This is a genomic window from Streptomyces actinomycinicus (genome assembly GCF_016741775.1).
In the GTDB taxonomy this organism is placed as follows: Bacteria; Actinomycetota; Actinomycetes; order Streptomycetales; family Streptomycetaceae; genus Streptomyces; species Streptomyces actinomycinicus.
Genome location: NZ_JAERRK010000023.1, coordinates 107,922 through 123,813, shown reverse-complemented (window position 1 = coordinate 123,813; position 15,892 = coordinate 107,922). Strand labels below are relative to the sequence as shown.

At 71.4% G+C, this 15,892-nt stretch carries 12 protein-coding genes and 1 pseudogene; 9 read left to right on the top strand and 4 right to left on the bottom strand.

The genetic code is table 11. From position 1 onward, the window contains the following. Window positions 1-3: 3 nt before the first annotated feature. A complete protein-coding gene (locus JK359_RS32200) occupies window positions 4-1,200 on the bottom strand; it encodes a lycopene cyclase family protein (protein ID WP_307788358.1) in 1,197 nt (398 codons plus the stop codon). 341 nt (window positions 1,201-1,541) lie between these two features. Between JK359_RS32200 and JK359_RS32195 the strand changes: the two genes are divergently transcribed. From JK359_RS32195 to JK359_RS32160, 8 genes are all read left to right on the top strand, one after another. Further along, on the top strand, window positions 1,542-2,696 hold the full coding sequence (locus JK359_RS32195; RefSeq protein WP_307788357.1) for a polyprenyl synthetase family protein: 1,155 nt from the start codon (window positions 1,542-1,544) through the stop codon (window positions 2,694-2,696). Further along, window positions 2,693-4,234: a phytoene desaturase family protein gene (gene crtI, locus JK359_RS32190; protein ID WP_201843118.1), complete on the top strand. Its 1,542-nt coding sequence runs from the start codon at window positions 2,693-2,695 to the stop codon at window positions 4,232-4,234. The genes JK359_RS32195 and crtI overlap by 4 nt, the downstream gene beginning before the upstream one ends. Further along, window positions 4,231-5,244: a phytoene/squalene synthase family protein gene (locus JK359_RS32185; protein WP_201843117.1), complete on the top strand. Its 1,014-nt coding sequence runs from the start codon at window positions 4,231-4,233 to the stop codon at window positions 5,242-5,244. Before crtI ends, JK359_RS32185 begins: the two co-directional genes overlap by 4 nt. Beyond that, window positions 5,241-6,287 (top strand): DUF5914 domain-containing protein, encoded by a 1,047-nt coding sequence (locus tag JK359_RS32180; protein WP_307788356.1) that lies wholly within the window; start codon window positions 5,241-5,243, stop codon window positions 6,285-6,287. Before JK359_RS32185 ends, JK359_RS32180 begins: the two co-directional genes overlap by 4 nt. A 485-nt stretch (window positions 6,288-6,772) precedes the next feature. Next, the gene (locus JK359_RS32175; protein ID WP_201843116.1) at window positions 6,773-8,839 is read left to right on the top strand and encodes a SpoIIE family protein phosphatase; all 2,067 of its coding nucleotides are present in this window, start codon (window positions 6,773-6,775) and stop codon (window positions 8,837-8,839) included. 222 nt (window positions 8,840-9,061) lie between these two features. Further along, complete coding sequence (locus tag JK359_RS32170) at window positions 9,062-10,465, top strand: FAD-binding oxidoreductase (protein WP_201843115.1); 1,404 nt, start codon at window positions 9,062-9,064, stop codon at window positions 10,463-10,465. A gap of 585 nt (window positions 10,466-11,050) precedes the next feature. Beyond that, window positions 11,051-11,371: an LppU/SCO3897 family protein gene (locus JK359_RS39455; RefSeq protein WP_236678802.1), complete on the top strand. Its 321-nt coding sequence runs from the start codon at window positions 11,051-11,053 to the stop codon at window positions 11,369-11,371. A gap of 710 nt (window positions 11,372-12,081) precedes the next feature. Beyond that, window positions 12,082-13,158 carry a hypothetical protein gene (locus JK359_RS32160; protein WP_201843155.1) on the top strand — a complete coding sequence of 359 codons (1,077 nt, stop codon included), beginning with the start codon at window positions 12,082-12,084 and terminating at the stop codon, window positions 13,156-13,158. Between the two features lie 278 nt (window positions 13,159-13,436). Here JK359_RS32160 and JK359_RS32155 read toward each other — a convergent pair. After that, window positions 13,437-13,568: pseudogene (locus JK359_RS32155) on the bottom strand (RICIN domain-containing protein); the annotation flags it as partial. A 15-nt stretch (window positions 13,569-13,583) separates the two neighbouring features. Here JK359_RS32155 and JK359_RS32150 point away from each other — a divergent pair. After that, a complete protein-coding gene (locus tag JK359_RS32150) occupies window positions 13,584-13,865 on the top strand; it encodes a hypothetical protein (RefSeq protein ID WP_201843112.1) in 282 nt (93 codons plus the stop codon). 138 nt (window positions 13,866-14,003) lie between these two features. On the opposite strand, the gene JK359_RS32145 is transcribed toward JK359_RS32150, so the two are convergent. Together JK359_RS32145 and JK359_RS32140 are read right to left on the bottom strand one after the other, a co-directional pair. Continuing rightward, window positions 14,004-14,369: a hypothetical protein gene (locus JK359_RS32145; RefSeq protein ID WP_201843111.1), complete on the bottom strand. Its 366-nt coding sequence runs from the start codon at window positions 14,367-14,369 to the stop codon at window positions 14,004-14,006. Between the two features lie 112 nt (window positions 14,370-14,481). Then, on the bottom strand, window positions 14,482-15,753 hold the full coding sequence (locus JK359_RS32140) for a phospholipase D-like domain-containing protein (RefSeq protein WP_201843110.1): 1,272 nt from the start codon (window positions 15,751-15,753) through the stop codon (window positions 14,482-14,484). Window positions 15,754-15,892 lie beyond the last annotated feature (139 nt).

The following is a 15,892-nucleotide window of genomic DNA, read 5'->3' as shown; positions in this document are numbered from 1 at the left end:
GAGTCAAGCGGTCGGGCTGTTTCCGCGTGGGGTGAAAGGCAGGGCGAGAGCCGAGCCGAGCATCGCTGCGACGGGGACGTGCAGGCCGATGGACAGATCCTCCGGAAGGCTGGTGCGCCCGTCCAGGAAACGCAGGAGCCGGTGCGCGGGCACGTGAGTGAACAACCTGGTGAAAAAGGCCGGCCCGTCGACCCGGCCGTGGTCGAGGGCGTGGAGCAGAACCGCGTCCATGAGTCGGGAGCGGGCCGAGTGGGCGCGCGGGGGCAGGGGGTGGCGGCCTGCGTGGAGCGCGGCGGCCACGGCGTCGGTCTGGCGCTGCACGGCGCTGAAGGTGTAGCCGGTCGAGGGCCGGGTGGCGCCCGCCGCGGCCCCGATCCGGAATACGCGGGCGGCGGTCTGCCGGGGAAAGTCCGCGTCCGTCATCGGAATGACGCCCTGCTCGCATGCGGTGACCTCGTGGTCCCCGGCGTCCAGGACGCGGCCGATGTAGTGCCGCAACGCGTGGTCGTACGCCTCCGAGCCGAGTGTGCGGCGGGAGAACTCCGTGTACTCGACCAGCGCCTCTCGCGGGGTGGTGGGCAGGACGTAGCCGAACGACAGCCCGTGGGCGGGTTGCGGAGTGCGGAAATCCATGAACTCCACGGTGGCCGGATCGAACACCGGCCGGCGGGTGCGGACGAACCACCCTCGGAAGTGCTGCAGCAGCGTCGTGCGGGCCGGCGGCAGGCGCACTGGCGGGCGGGAGTCGAACACCCAGCGGGCGCGCACGGTCACCCGGCCGCCGTCGGCCCGCCGGGCGTGCACCAGCACGTTGCCCGGCGCGGACTCGACCCGTTCGACCAGGGCCGGAACGGCCGTCATGTGCGGGCTGTCGGCGATCACTTCGCCGGCCAGTTCCTCGAAGGCGGGGGAGCGCAGCATCTTGTAGTGCAGGGGCGTGATGGCGGCGTCCACCGTTCGCCCGTCACCGCTGCGCACGCGCAGCCGCTGCCATGAGGCGGTGAGCGCCCCGTCGTACGGCCCCGTTCCAGCCTCCCAGTAGCACCAGGTGCGCTCCGGCGCCCGGAATGGGCCCGGCGGTGCCGCCAGCAGCACCGCCGTCACCCGGCGGGCGCCCGCAGGCGGCCGTGCCAGCCGCAGGGCCAGCGAGAGCCCGGCGGCCCCTGCGCCCACGACGGCGACGTCCGAGGTGACGTGCACGGCGGCTCCCTTCCCAGGCCGGTCCCTCCTGCCGTCAGTCTTCCCGGCCGCCGCTCGCGGCGGATGCAGCCGGGAGCGTGTCGGACGCCCGCGTACCCATGGCGCCGGCATCTCCACCGAACGGCGCATCCGACAGGGCGACCGGCGCGGAATGTGTGACAACGCAGCACCGGCGCGACAGGAACAGGTTCGGGGCGTAGCCCCCGCATACGGCGAGAGGATCCGCGATGGGTTCCATCCGGGCGGTCCGTGGTCTCACGACGGACTCACCGCACAGGCCACCCGCCGTGGCCCGCCACGAGGGAGTCAGGGAGCCGGCCGGCCCGTGCGACGCATCCGAAGTGGACGCCGATGTCGCGGGTGCCGTCGGCCGGGAACTGCGGGCGCTCCTCGCCGACCGCCTCGCCGGCTGCCACGAGTTGGACGCGGTGTTCGCCCACGACATCGCCGAACGGGTGGCGGGCTTCACCCGGCGCGGCGGACGCCGGATCCGCCCCCGGCTCATGTGGTGGTCCCTGCGCGCCTGCGGCGGAGGGAATCCCGCCCAGGTACGCGCGACGCTGGGGGCGGCGGCGGCCCTCGAACTCGTCCAGACCTGCGCCCTCGTCCAGGACGACCTCATGGACCGGGCACCCAGCCGCCGCGGCACACCGTCCCTGCACACCGACGTGGCCGATCAGTACGCCGCAGCGACGTCGCAGGCCGCCGCGCACGCACTCGGTACGTCCGCCGCGGTGCTCGCCGGGGACCTGGCCCTGGTCTGGGCGGACGACGCGCTGGCGGGCCTGCTGCTGGACGCCGGGCTTCCGCACGACAGCGCACGCCGGTTGAACGGGGCCTGGCGGGCCCTGCGCACCGAGTTGGCGGCCGGCCAGTACCTCGACGTGCAGGGCCAGGCCACCTCCGTGCGCACCGTGACCCACTCGATTCGCGCCGCCTGCCTCAAAAGTGCCCGGTACACGGTGGAACGGCCGCTGGAGCTGGGCGCGGTCCTGGCCGGAGCCGACCCCGCCACCACGGGGACGCTGTGCCGCGCCGGGCGCAGGGCGGGCCTCGCCTTCCAGCTGCGGGACGACCTGGACGACCTGTTCGCCGACCCCGAGGTCACCGGCAAGCCGTCCGGCGGGGACGTACGCGAGGGCAAGCCCACGTATCCGCTGGCAGTCGCCCGTGCCCTCGCCACGGCCGCCGGTGACCGGTATGTGCTCGGCCTGCTGGAGCGGACGGTGGGCCGCGCCGGTCTGACCGAGAGCGAACTGGTCGAGGTGCGGGAGGTCATCACCGCCACGGGAGCCCGCGAACTGGTGGAGGCGAAGATCACCCGACTGACCCGTCAGTGCCTGCGCGAACTCAGCACCGCGGCTCTGGAGCCGGGAGCGGCTGCCCGGCTGTGTGCCCTGCTGACCGAGATCACCGGTGCCTCCGGCCCGCTGCCCGAGCCGAGCCGACCACCGGCCGCCGTCCCGGCCGCTGCGCGAACGGAGGCGGGCCGGTGACCCGCCGGATCCCGGGACGCACCGACCACGTCGTGGTGGTCGGCGCCGGTCTCGCCGGTCTGTCCGCCGCCTTGCACCTGCTCGGCGCCGGCCGGCGCGTCACCGTCGTCGAACGCGACCCGCGGCCCGGCGGACGGGCCGGACGACTGGAACTCGGCGGCTACCTGATCGACACCGGACCGACCGTGCTCACCATGCCGGACATCGCCGACGAGGCGTTCGCCGCGGTCGGAGCCTCGCTGCGCGACCACGTCGAACTCATCGCGCTGCACCCCGCCTACCGGGCGCGCTTCGCCGACGGCAGCGTCCTCGACGTGCACACCGACGCCGGGGCGATGGAGGCGGAGATCGAACGGTTCGCCGGAAGCGCCGACGCCGCCGGGTACCGCCGCCTGCGGCACTGGCTGGGCCGTCTGTACCAGGTCGAGCGGAGCCGCTTCCTCGACGCCGACTTCGACTCGCCGGTGCGGCTTCTCACCCCCGACCTGCTGCGCCTCGGCGCACTCGGCGGCTTCGGCCGCTGGGAGGCGCACATCGCCCGCCACCTGCGCGACGAACGGCTGCGCCGCGTCTTCTCCTTCCAGGCCCTGTACGCCGGCGTCCCGCCCGAGCGGGCACTGGCCGCCTACGCGGTGATCGCCTACATGGACACCGTTGCCGGGGTGTACTTCCCGCGCGGGGGCATGTACGCCCTGCCCCGGGCGATGGCCGACGTCGCAGCCGCGGCCGGGGCCGAGTTCCGCTACCGACAACGGGTGACCCGTCTGGAACGCGCCGGGGAGCGCGTCACCGCCGTGGTGACCGACGATCAGCGCATCGCCTGCGACGCCGTCGTCCTCACCCCCGACCTGCCGGTGTCCTACCGCCTGCTGGGCCGCGCGCCGCGCCGCGCGGTGCGGCTGCGGCACGCCCCGTCCGCGGTGCTCCTGCACGCCGGTTGCGACCGTACCTGGCCGGAGCTGGCCCACCACACCCTGTCCTTCGGACACGCGTGGCGGCACACCTTCCGTGAACTGACCCGCACCGGCGAGCTGATGAGCGACCCCTCCCTGCTCATCACCCGGCCCACCGCGACCGATCCCGGCCTGGCCCCGCCGGGCCGCCACCTGCACTACGTCCTCGCTCCCTGCCCCAACACCGACATCGGCCCGGGCGCCGCCGACTGGTCCGGGCTCACCGTGCGCTACCGCGACAGCCTGCTGCGCGAACTCGACCGCCGGGGCCTTGCCGGCATCGCGTCGGCCATCCAGGAGGAGTGCCTGGTGACGCCCGCCGACTGGAGCGCGCAGGGTCACGCGGCGGGAACGCCGTTCTCCGCCGCGCACACCTTCGCCCAGACCGGGCCCTTCCGCCCGCGCAACCTCGTGCGCGGGACGGCCAACGCCGTGCTGGCCGGCTGCGGCACCACGCCCGGCGTGGGAGTGCCGCCCGTGCTGCTGTCGGGGAAGCTGGCCGCCGCGCGCATCACCGGCAGACCCCGGCCCCGAGCCGTCTCCGGCCGAAACCGCCGCCGCAACGTGGAGGAAGCACGCCCGTGACCGCCCGCGAACTGGACGCTGCCGGCATCCGCGACCCGCGCCTGCGCGCCGCCTACGCACACTGCCGGGAGCTGAACGCCCGGCACGGCCGCACCTACTTCCTCGCCACCCGTCTGCTGCCCCCGGACCGGCGTCCCGCCGTGCACGCTCTGTACGGCTTCGCCCGCTGGGCCGACGACATCGTCGACGCGCCGGGCGGCGCCGGCACGCACGACGCCGACGAGAGACCGAGGCGGACCGCCGCCCTGGACAGGCTGAGCGACGACCTGGCACGCGGTCTCGCGGGCGCCCGGAGCACCGCGCCGGTGGTCGCCGCTCTGGCCGACACCAGCAGCCGCTACGCCATCGACCACCGCCACTTCACCGACTTCCTCGCCTCCATGCGCAGCGACCTGACCGTCAGCGAGTACGCCGACTACGGCGAGCTGCGTGCCTACATGCACGGATCGGCAGCGGTGATCGGCCTTCAGATGCTCCCCGTCCTCGGCACCGTCGTGCCCCGTGAGGAGGCCGCGCCCTACGCGGCCGAACTGGGCGTCGCCTTCCAGCTGACCAACTTCCTGCGGGACGTCGGCGAGGACCTCGACCGCGGCCGGATCTACCTGCCGCAGGACCTGCTCGCCGCGCACGGCGTCGACCGGGAGCTGCTGTGCCGCTGCCGGGATGCGAACGCCGCCGACCACCGGGTCACCGCGGCGCTGCGCGCGTTCGCAGCCCTCACCCGTGCCGCCTACCGGCGTGCTGCCCCGGGAGTGTCGATGCTCGACCCCGTCACCCGGCCGTGCATCCGCACGGCCTTCGTTCTGTACGGCGGCATCCTGGAGGCCGTGGCCGCCGATGACTGGGCGGTACTGCACCGCCGCGCGGTGGTGCCCCGCAGGCGCCGCGCGCTCGTCGCCGGCGACGGCCTGCTGCGGGTGACCGCGGCCCGCCTCGCCGCCCGTCGCAGGCCCGCCGGCGCCCCCGCCGCGTCCCCCCGGCCGTCCCCCGCCCGGAAGGAGGCCAGGTGACGTTCCCTCCTGCGCCACGGCGTACCCGTCTGCCCCTGCGACTGCGACGGCACCCCGTCGCCTGGCACCGTCAGCACCCGACCTGGTCCATGGCCCGGCCCGCGCTGATCGCCGACGTCCTGAGGCGGGCGCAGGGCCGGCCGACCGGCAACTGGTACGTCGTCGGCCCGTCCCGGGACCTGCGACCGGACCGGCCGCTGGCCCGCACCGTCGCCGGTGAAGAGACGGTGCTCTGGCGCGACGCGCACGGCGGCATCGCCGCCGGGCCCGGTGTCTGTCCTCACCTGGGCGCACCCCTGGCCGACAGCCGGGTGCACTGCGGCACCCTGTTCTGCCACTGGCATGGACTGGCCCTGGACGGCAGGCCCTTCGCCGGCTGGGAACCCTGGCCCGCCCATGACGACGGGGTGCTGCTGTGGGTACGGCTCGACCGCGCCGGGGGCGAGGGGCCCACCGACCAGCCACTGGTGCCGCCCCGTCCGGCCGCGGCCGGCGCACTGGCAGCCGTGCACATGACGACCGGTGTCTGCGAGCCGGAAGACGTGGTCGCCAACCGCCTCGATCCCTGGCACGGGTCCTGGTTCCACCCCTACTCCTTCGTCGACCTCACCGTCGTGGACGTCCCCGGCCGACGCGAGGGCGACGACGCGTTCGTGGTCGATGTCTCCTTCAAGATCGCCGGCAGACTCGTCGTCCCCGTCCGCGCCGTGTTCACGGCCCCCGGACCGCGCACTGTCGTCATGCGCATCACCGACGGGGAGGGCGAGGGCTCCGTCGTGGAGACCCATGCGACACCGCTCGGAGCCGACGCCCGGGGCAGGCCGCGTACGGCAGTCGTAGAGGCGGTCCTGGCGACCTCCGGCCGTCCCGGGTTCACCGCCGCGCGCCGGGCGGCCCCCCTGCTGCGTCCGGTGATCCGCTACGCCGCGGGCCGCCTGTGGCGGGACGACCTGGCCTACGCCGAACGCCGCTGGGTGCTGCGCTCCACGGGCCGCTTCCCGGCTCCGGGGGAACCGGGCGGCCCCCTCCCGCGGGCTGACTGAGCAGGGTACTGAAGCCCGGACCGTGCGAGTTCGCCGCGGGATGGGCGACCTGTCGGTTCGTCATTCCTGGGCGGCGAGCTTGGCCACCCCCAGCTCACTCGGAGCGAGCGCTTGCGGGCCGGTCACGTGGAAACTGCGGGGGGCGAGCCGCCGATGCCCGCAACTCATCGCGCGCGCGTCAGGAGGGGTACTGGTTGGCTCCCGGCCAGGCTCCCGGAGGTCCGCGTCGGTGTCCGGCGCAGGCCACCTGGGCCGCGGAGGGGTAGGAGTGGAGTGATGACCGGAGAGGGGGCGAGGGCGTACTGATCACCGACATGCTCGGAGCAACCCTCGGATGACGAAGCCGGCGGCGCGTCCCGCTGGCCCTCCTGGCTTCCGCACCCCATCTTGAATAGGGCCGCTGACCTGTAGGAAGGCCGCATCACACGATCGTCGCGGTCACCCGGGCACGCCGGCGTGGTCAGCAGGTGAAAGGAGTCGGTGCGATGACTTCGGCGGAACAGCACCCAAACGAACCGGACCATCCGGAGGACACCGCGTCGAGCCCGAGCGGCTTGATGGATCTGCTGGGCGTCGCTGCGGTGCTGCTGGAGGCCGACGGCCGGATCGACATGTGGAGCCCCCAGGCCGAGCAGCTCTTCGGCTACACCGGCACCGAGGCGCTCGGGCAGTACGCGGCTCCGCTGCTCCTGCACCCGGAACACCAGGATGCGGCGATCATGCTGTTCGCTCAGGTGATGGAGACCGGCCGGGGCTGGGCCGGCGCCTTCCCGATCCGGCACAAGGACGGCAGCACCCGGATGGTTGAATTCCGCAATATGCGGCTGACGGACAGCGTCGGTGACCATTACGCTCTGGGGCTGGCGACCGACCGGTCCACGCTGCGGCAGGTCGAGCGCAGCGTGGCGCTGTCCACTCGGCTGGTCACCCAGGCGCCGATCGGGCTGGCGATCCTGGACACCGACCTGCGCTACCTGGCGGTCAACCCGGCCATGGCAGCGATGCACAGCGTCCCCGTGGCCGACCACGTCGGACGCACATTCGCCGAGATCATGCCCGGTGCCTCCTTCCGCGCCGTGGAGGCGGAGATGCGGCAGGTGCTGGCGTCGGGAATCCCGGTGGTGGACCAGCAAGTGGTGGGCCCTGCGGCCGCCGACCAGGGAAGCGACCATGCCTGGGCGATGTCGTTGTACCGGCTGGAGGACCAGCACGGGACTGTGCTGGGCATCGCCAACGTGGTGGTGGACGTCACCGACCGGTACGAGGCAGCCAGAAGGGCCGACCGGGCCCAGCAGCGCCTGCGCCTGGTGGCCAGGGGCTCGGCCCGGATCGGCACCACCTTGGAGGTGGAGCGGACCGCCCAGGAACTGGCCGAGGTCGTCGTGCCCGATCTGGCCGACATGGTCGCCGTGGACCTCCTGGACTCGATCTTGCAGACGGGCCGCACGGACACGGGCGAGGGCCCGGCCCTGTTCCGCGTCCTGGCGGTGAAGACCGCGTACCCCACCGACGCCGCCCGGGCGATCGTGCCGCCCGGCCGGCTCGCCACGTACCATGCCGACCACCCGGCGGCTCATGTCGTCCGCACCCGCGAACCCCACCTGATCAGCCACGTGGCCAGCGGTGAACACGGTCGGATCGCCGCCGATCCCGAGGCCGCCCGCCTGCTCGCCGAGGCCGGTGTGCACAGCGACCTGGCGGTACCCCTCATCGCGCGGGAGCAGGTCATCGGCGTCATGGGTCTGGCCCGCGCCGGAAATCCTCTGCCCTTTGACGACGACGACGTCGCCCTCGCCTGCGAACTCGCCTCGATCGCGGCACTGAGCATCGACAACGCCGTCCTCCACCATCACATCCGCAGTGCTGCCGAGACCCTCCAGCGCAGCCTGCTGCCGCAAGTCTCGCCCCGGCACCCTGGGCTGGAGGTCGCCGCCCGCTACCTGCCGGCCCAGGCGTTCAGCGAGGTCGGCGGCGACTGGTACGACGTCATCACACTCAGGGACGACCGCACGGCCCTCACGGTCGGCGACGTCATGGGCAGTGGCATCGAGGCCGCCACCACGATGGGCCGGCTGCGCACCGCCACCGCGACCCTCGCCAACCTCAACCTCGGCCCTGCCCGGATCCTCAAGCATCTCGACGAGATCATCCTCGGCCTGGACCCGTACCTCGCCACGTGCGTGTACGCCATCTACGACCCCCACCACGCCCGCCTGCAGGTGGCCTCTGCCGGCCATCTGCCCCCGGTCCTGACGGGGCCCGGCCGATCACCGGAACTCCTCGATCTCCCCACGGGCGCCCCGCTCGGTGTGGGTGGCGTCCTCTTCGAGTCCATCACCCTCGATCTGAAACCCGGTGATCAACTGGTCTTCTACACCGACGGATTGGTCGAAACCCGCAACAACCCCATCGACGAACGCCTGAACGACCTCCTTTCCCTCCTCACACGGCCGGACCCCTCCGCGGAAGACACCTGCGACCGACTGCTGCAGCAACTCCGGCAGCCCGGCGGCCACGACGACGTTGCCCTGCTCATCGCACGGGCAGAATGACGGCCAACGGCACGCAGGACCGAACCGCGACGACTCTGCCCGGCGGACCGCAGGAAACCACGGGAGCGCTGATGGCGGAATCGCTGGGAGTGGCCGAGCGGGTTGCCTGGCCTCTGACCGGTCCGGATCGGACCGGACCTCCCCGCAATGCAGGGGCGTCCGCTCCGGCATAGCGTGGACCGGTGAGCAGCTCGCATTGCGCGCCCCGGAGAGGTGAGGCCCATGCCGAGCGAGCAGACAGAGGCACGTGACCGGTCCCTGACCGAACGGCTCCGCTCCTCTCTGCGCGGCGAGGTGATCGACCGCAGTAGCCCCGGCTACGACGAGGCGCGGGCCGTATGGAACGGGTTGATCGACCGCCGACCCGTGGCGATCGCTCGGTGCGCCGGGACGGCCGATGTCGTCGAGGCGGTGGCGGCCGCGCGCGAGCACCGGCCGGTCGTGAGCATCCGTGGCGGCGGGCACCAGGTCGCGGGGAGCGCTGTGTGCGACGACGGCCTGGTGATCGACCTGTCGCGCATGAAGGGCGTGCACGTCGACCCCTCGGCCCGCACCGCGCGTGCTCAGGCGGGCGTGACCTGGGGCGAACTGGACCGTGAGACCCAACTGCACGGGCTGGTCACGCCCGGTGGGGAGATCTCGGCGACCGGGATCGCCGGTCTCACCCTCGGCGGCGGCTTCGGGTTCGTGATGCGGACGTTCGGGCTGAGCTGCGACAGCGTCCGCTCGCTGGAGGTCGTCACCGCGGACGGCACGGTGCGTACGGCGAGCCGGGACGAGGAGCCCGACATGTTCTGGGCGGCGCGCGGCGGGGGCCGCGGCCTGGGCGTTGTCACTTCCTTCGAGTTCGGCCTGCATGTGCTTGGTCCGGAGGTGGCCGGGGTGCTGGCTCTCCACCCGTACGAGCGCGCCGAGGAAGTGCTGCGGGCCTGGCGGGACGCGACCCACGCCGCGCCGGAGACGGTCACGCCGGAGATCCTGCTCTGGAGCGTCCCCGCCGACCCTGCGATCCCACAGGAACTGCACCGGTCGAAGTGCGTGATCGTCGGTGCCGTGTACGGCGGCCCGCCGGGCGACGGTGCCACTGCCGCGCTGGCGCCGCAGCGCGAACTGGGCCCGCCGCTCCTGGACCTGAGCGGAACCCTGCCGTACGTCACGCTGCAGAGCGCGAACACCTGGCGGTTCCCCGACGGCGAACGCTACTTCATGAAATCGCACTTCATGGAGGAACTGACGGACGAGGCCATCCGGGCCCTGGTGGACTGGGACTCCCGCCGGCCGACTCCGGAAAGCCTGATCGTCATCCGCACCCTGGGCGGCGCCGTGGCGCGCGTGGGCCCCGATGACAGCGCGTTCGCGCACCGGTCCGCGCGCTACAACCTGAGCATCGACGCGGGCTGGCGGGACCCCGCGCTGGACGAGGCCTCCATCGCGTGGGCGCGTTCGGCATGGGACGCGATGAAGCCGTTCTCCAGCGGCGGGACGTACGTCAACTTCGCCGGGCTCGGCGAGGACGCGAGCGGGCTGCGGGGCTCGGTCTTCGGCTCGCACGGGGAGCGGCTCGAACGCACCCGCGCCGCGTACGACCCGGAGGGCCTGTTCGCATCGGCCGCGCACAGGCCGTGAACCGGCGGTACTGCCAGGGCGTGCGCCCACGCCACCACCGACGTCCGGGCGCCGGAGAAGCCACCCGGCTACTGCGCGCAGGGAAGGCGGCCCCGCGGTCACCGGCCGCGGTGCGGTGCGCTTGTCATGCCGGAAGAGCCGTACCGTGCCATAGCGGACCGCCTGCAGTTGGGCAGAGGCGTGCTCGGCGTCTCCACGACATGCAGTCGGTCCCTCCATTCCTCGAACGGGTCGAGGTCTCCGACGCCTACTGCATGGGGCCCATCAACTGCGAGCCCCCTGCCCAGTCCTGCGGGTCTTCCATGATCGCCATTGGTGGCCGGGCCATGCCGGGGGATAGTCTCGCGCTCGCACTGATCACCATCCGCCGCTCAACCACGGGGTAGCACAGGCATGTCGACGCCTCCACCGCAGTACCAGAATCAGCCGCCGTACGGGCAGCCGCAGGCACCGTACGGTCACCCGCAGCAGCCACAGGCGCCGTACGGTCACGCCCAGCAGCCGCAGGCACCGTACGGTCGCCCTCAGCAGCCGCAGGCTCCCCGCGGGCCGCAGCGACCGCAGCCGGGCGGACTGGGACGGGTGTTGAGGTCCGCCGTCATCGTCATAGCGGTCTTCGGTGCCCTCGGCTACTGGGTCTGGGACTACAACACCGACCCCAACGGCGGCAAGGCGAAGAAGGATGCCGAGGCGGCGTCGCACAACCCCACCATCGGCGACTGTGTCACGGTCGAGGACCCTCAGGGCAGTCCGGTTCCGACGGTCGTCGACTGCGACTCACCGAAGGCCGAGTACAAGATGGGCGACCTGGTGGTCGCGGGCCAGCAGTGCGGGACCGAGTACGACTACGGCATCAAGGTCACCCGCAGGGGCCTCGGCTCCACGATGTGCTTCACCAAGCTCTGAGCCTCTGATTCCGGTCGGGCCGTCGTTCGCAGGTGCGTTCGGCGGCCGCGCGGTACCCCGGGCCAACAGGTGCCCCGCCCGGAGACGTCCGGAGCGCTTCGCCGGTACGCGGTCGCTCGGGTGGCTCCGGCGAGTGCCGTGGCCGCGCTCGGTGCGGGGAGTGCCGTAGGGCCACCAGGTGCCGATGTCGGGCCAGTTGGGATGAAGAGACCCCCCCAGGGGTCGTAACGGTCTCCTTCACACTCGCGCCGGCTCCTGGCCCGTACGGTGCCCCTCCCAGCCCTCCGGCCGTCCACCCGCGCCGGTCACAACCGGCGGCCCGAACTGATCGGTAATGCGGGTCCGGCAAGGCAAGCCTCACAGCACAACCGCTCCGGCTGTTCGGCGAACGGGGCCGCGACACCAACACCACGTTACGGGCGAGAACTTGGCTCGGCGTCGTACACGGCGGCGAGGGTGGTCCCGAGATCACCCACACCGCCGGCACCACGGACCCCCACGTTGCCCGGCGGTTGTCGAGCGGGATGGCTGAGCCCGACCGTCACCGTGCGCAGCATGAAGCGGCACCAGCTCGCCGAGTCGGCCCGGTCTGCGGGACTTGTGCGTCGGCGTCGGCTCGGTGCGCCGTCCAGTGCTCTGACGGCATACGTTCACCGCGATGCGCAGATCGGGGTGAAGGACTGTCGGTGGCTGGTGACAGGATCACCGGCATGGGTTTCGTACGCACTACTCCGCCGCGGCCCGTCGAGGTGACCGCGGTCTTTCCCGAGCTGGCTCCGTTGGCGCGACCCGCCATCCGGCTGCATCCGCGTCCGGGGTCGCCTTCGAGCAGAGACAGCTCGGTCGGCGGGCCGTTGCTGTGGCCGGCAGGGGAGCCGTGGCCGCACTGCGAAGACGCGCACCTGCACGTGGACACCGGATTCCGCCAGTCACCGACCGAAGTGCGGCTCCAGAGACGCTTGCAGTCCCGGTGGCGCCCTGACGACCGGCCTCCCGTGTTCACGCCCGAGGAGGAAGCGCTCAAGGAGCGCAATGCCGCGCGGCTCGCCGAACGGCTCGACGCCGGCCCTCCATGGCCCGCCGAATGCCCGGTCCCGATGCTGCCCGTGGCTCAGCTGTTCCTGCGTGACATACCCCTGTTGCGGCCGCCCGGGCAGGCCGATCTGCTTCAGATTCTCTGGTGCCCGTACGAGCACGAACCGGATTACAAGCCGGCGACCGCACTGTTCTGGCGGTCGGCCGCGGACGTCGGCGACATCCTCGCCACACCACCGGAACCGTACGAGGCGGACTATCCGGGTTACGTGCCGGAGCCGTGCGTGCTGGCGCCGGAAGCGATCACCGAGTACCCCAACAGCCTGGATCTGAGCCCGGAGCTGCAGCGGATGCTGGAGGACTGGAACAGGTGGCAGGCAGCCGGCGCCGACGTGGATCCCTCCTATGCGGAGTATCCGCGCGACTTCTATTCCATACATCTGGGCAACGCACCCGGCTGGAAGGTCGGCGGCTGGCCCCCCTGGGGCCGCACCGACCCGAACCCCCGGTACTGCGCTGTGTGCCAGGTGCGAATGGTCCCGCTGCTGACGATCGCCTCCTGGGAGTGGGACGGCGGTGAAGGTCACAGCTGGGCGCCGGAGGAAGACCAGGCCACCGCCCTCGCCGGCTCCTACTACGCGGGCCAGGATCCCTCGCAGCCGACGAGGGTGGAAGTAGGCAGCACGGACAACATGCAGATCTACGTCTGCCCGACCTCCCCCGGACATCCACACACCGACCTGATCCAATGAACCGTCGGGCCCGTCACACACCCTCCCGCAGCCGGTGACAGAAATGCTGCCGAGTCAGAAAGGGTGACAAGCCGCTTGCCTCGCCGGTGACAGCCGGACTGGTGCGGCAACTTCCACTCACCGCGCTGTGTCTCCTTGGTCAGCGCCGTGCCCGGATGAGGATGGCGGCTCACCGTGTGGTGCGGCGGTTTGCCGTGTCAGCCGATTCGTGCCTGCGTGTGCCCGCCGGCGCCGTCCGCCCCAGCCGCGCAGGCAGGGGCGGACGGCGGGGAACAGCGTCAGTCGATGATCCGGAAGCGGCTGTTGGCCGCGTCGCTGCACGGCCACTGGATGAGGTCGGCGCCGTTCTGCTTGCTCGCACCGTTCACGTTCAGACACTTGCCGCTCTTGGCGTTGACCAAGCGGTACTGGCCGTAGGTGCTGTGGTGGTGGAGTTGGCGCTCGCGTCAGGAGCGCGGCTTGTGCGCGGGACGGTGACGGTGATGCGCAGAGACGCCCGGACCGGCCATGCCGCCGATCGTCTACCAATCGCGCACGGCGCGGGAAGCCGTTTCGTGGAGCGCCCGGCAGCGCATACACAGCAGCAGAACGCCTTCCTGAAGCGCATGATGCGGCTACTTGTGCCCGGCCTGGAGCCGGTGTGCGTACGCGAGGCGTGCTGCGTCGTCTGGACGCCGCACGAGAACCGGTGGCCGACGGTTCGCTGACGCTGCCCTGCGGAGGAGAAGCGCGCAGCGGCCTTCGCCGCGACACGGCCAGCTCACCGCGCCGGCCGACCACCTCGCAGCGCGCGGCAGACAGGCTTCCGAGAGAGACGCGTACGCAGTTGCACTACTAGTTGTCAGTCACTCCCACCGGGCCGAGACGGTGAGGGAGCAGTCTCCGGCGCTGACGGTCTGCTTCATGTCCTCCTTGCCGTGCAGGAATTCGCCGACGGTCATCTCAGCCGACCCCAGTCGATCAGGCGAGTCGGGTGTCTGGTCGGCGTAGATCGCAAGCTTGATGCGGCAGTCCGACCGCGCATTAGTGAACGTGTGGGCCCAGTGCCACCGGGGTTTGTTGGTGCTCTCCGCCAGCTGTGTGTGGACCTTTTCCTCGCACACGGTGGCTGTGACGAAGGCCGCGCAGAGGTGCTCTTGGGCGGGGATGTTGGCATCGTAGATCTTGAGGTGGAAATTGCGCATAGCGGCCTCCGGCGTCGAAATCTCCAAAGAGGCTACTGAATTGGTCCTGTATCAAACCGGTTGGGCGCATGGCTCTGCCGCGAATTGACCCGTTCCGCCTAGTTCGGTGGAACGGGTATCCGCCGGGCTTCCCGTGGGCTCAGTCGGCCGTCTTGGTGACGCCCTTGCAGGCGTCGGTGCCGTCGGCGGTGCCGGGGACCGCGGCGGCCTTCACCGCGTTGAAGTTGCTGACGTAGGCGTCGTGGTACGCCGAGTTGTCCACCTTGAGCAGCGCCTCGTCGTTCTCCCGGAGCGAGGGGCCGGAATAGTTGTGGCTCCCGGTCCACAGCACCTTGTTGACCGCTCCGTCGTACATGCCGTCGATCAGCAGGTACTTGGAGTGGATGACCGAGTTGGTGGTGGCGGGGTCACCGTCCTCGTCCCAGTTGTAGCAGCGGACGGCGGGACCGCCGGAGACGTGCAGCGCCTCCCAGGTGCCCGGCGTGCCGGTGCCGGCGGCGCTGTCGGTCTCGGCATACACGACGTCGACGGAGCAGCCGGCCTTCTGCAGAGCCGTCAGCTTCTCGGCGACACCCTGCCGGGTGAGCCGGAGCACGGCGACGCGGATCTTGGTCTGCTTGGCCACGCCGCCCGAGGTGTACTTGCAGGTCACGTTGTCGAGGACGTTCCAGATGGTGTCGTTGGTGTTCCCCGAGCCCGGGTAGGGGAAGAAGTACACCTTGAACGGGCTCGACGTGGTCGAGGCGTAGGCCCAGCTCCGCCAGTCCATCGCCTTCAGCTTGGCGAAGTAGTTCGTGTACGCCGTGTACATCGGAACGTTGAACGGCAGCACGAACGCGTTGTTCCACATGCGGCTGTAGGCCGAGGGGGACATGTTCGAGGAACTCTGCACCACGAGGTCGGAGGCCCCGTCGACCTGGGAGAACAGCCAGAACTTGTTGTGGTTGAGGCCATTGCTGGGCAGGACATCGGGATCGCCGAGGCAGGACTGCTTTGCCGGGCAGGTGCCGACGAAGGACCCCTGGGTCCGGTCGGTGCCCAGCGCGGTCGTGAGGATGCCGTACGAGGTGTCCGTGGCCGATGTCGAACTCGAATGGTCCAGCATCACCTGGACGTTGACCCCGCGGACGGTGTGCGCGTCGGCGAGAGCCTGGGCCACCTCCTCGTCCCACAGGTGGTACATCGCCACCTTGATGTCGGACCCGGGCGCCGCGGTGCCGATGAACGTCAGCAACTGCGTGCGGATCGCCTGCTGCTCGGCCTCGGTGCCGGTGGGCTTGTTGAAGACGGGGCCCTCGGCCACGGCGGCCGCGGCCTCGGGCGCGGTGCCCAACTGGAGTCCGGCGGCGAGCACGATGGCACTGAGAACAGCGGCGATCCTCGACGCCCCGAAACGGGATGTACGTCGCATCTGATTTCCCTCCCCAGGTGGACCGATGGCCCTGACCTGGGCGTACGTCCACTGTTGCGATCTCTCACAGGTGACGGGCACGGATCTTGTCAGAAGTTCGACGAATGCGACAGTGTCCGGAACTTGACCTTCCCTTGAA

Bases quoted from the DNA above. Each gene is read 5' to 3' on its own strand.
- JK359_RS32160 (WP_201843155.1), top strand. From the start codon at position 12,082: ATGGGTTTCGTACGCACTACTCCGCCGCGGCCCGTCGAGGTGACCGCG.
- JK359_RS32170 (WP_201843115.1), top strand. From the start codon at position 9,062: ATGCCGAGCGAGCAGACAGAGGCACGTGACCGGTCCCTGACCGAACGG.
- JK359_RS32175 (WP_201843116.1), top strand. From the start codon at position 6,773: ATGACTTCGGCGGAACAGCACCCAAACGAACCGGACCATCCGGAGGAC.
- JK359_RS32140 (WP_201843110.1), bottom strand. From the start codon at position 15,753: ATGCGACGTACATCCCGTTTCGGGGCGTCGAGGATCGCCGCTGTTCTC.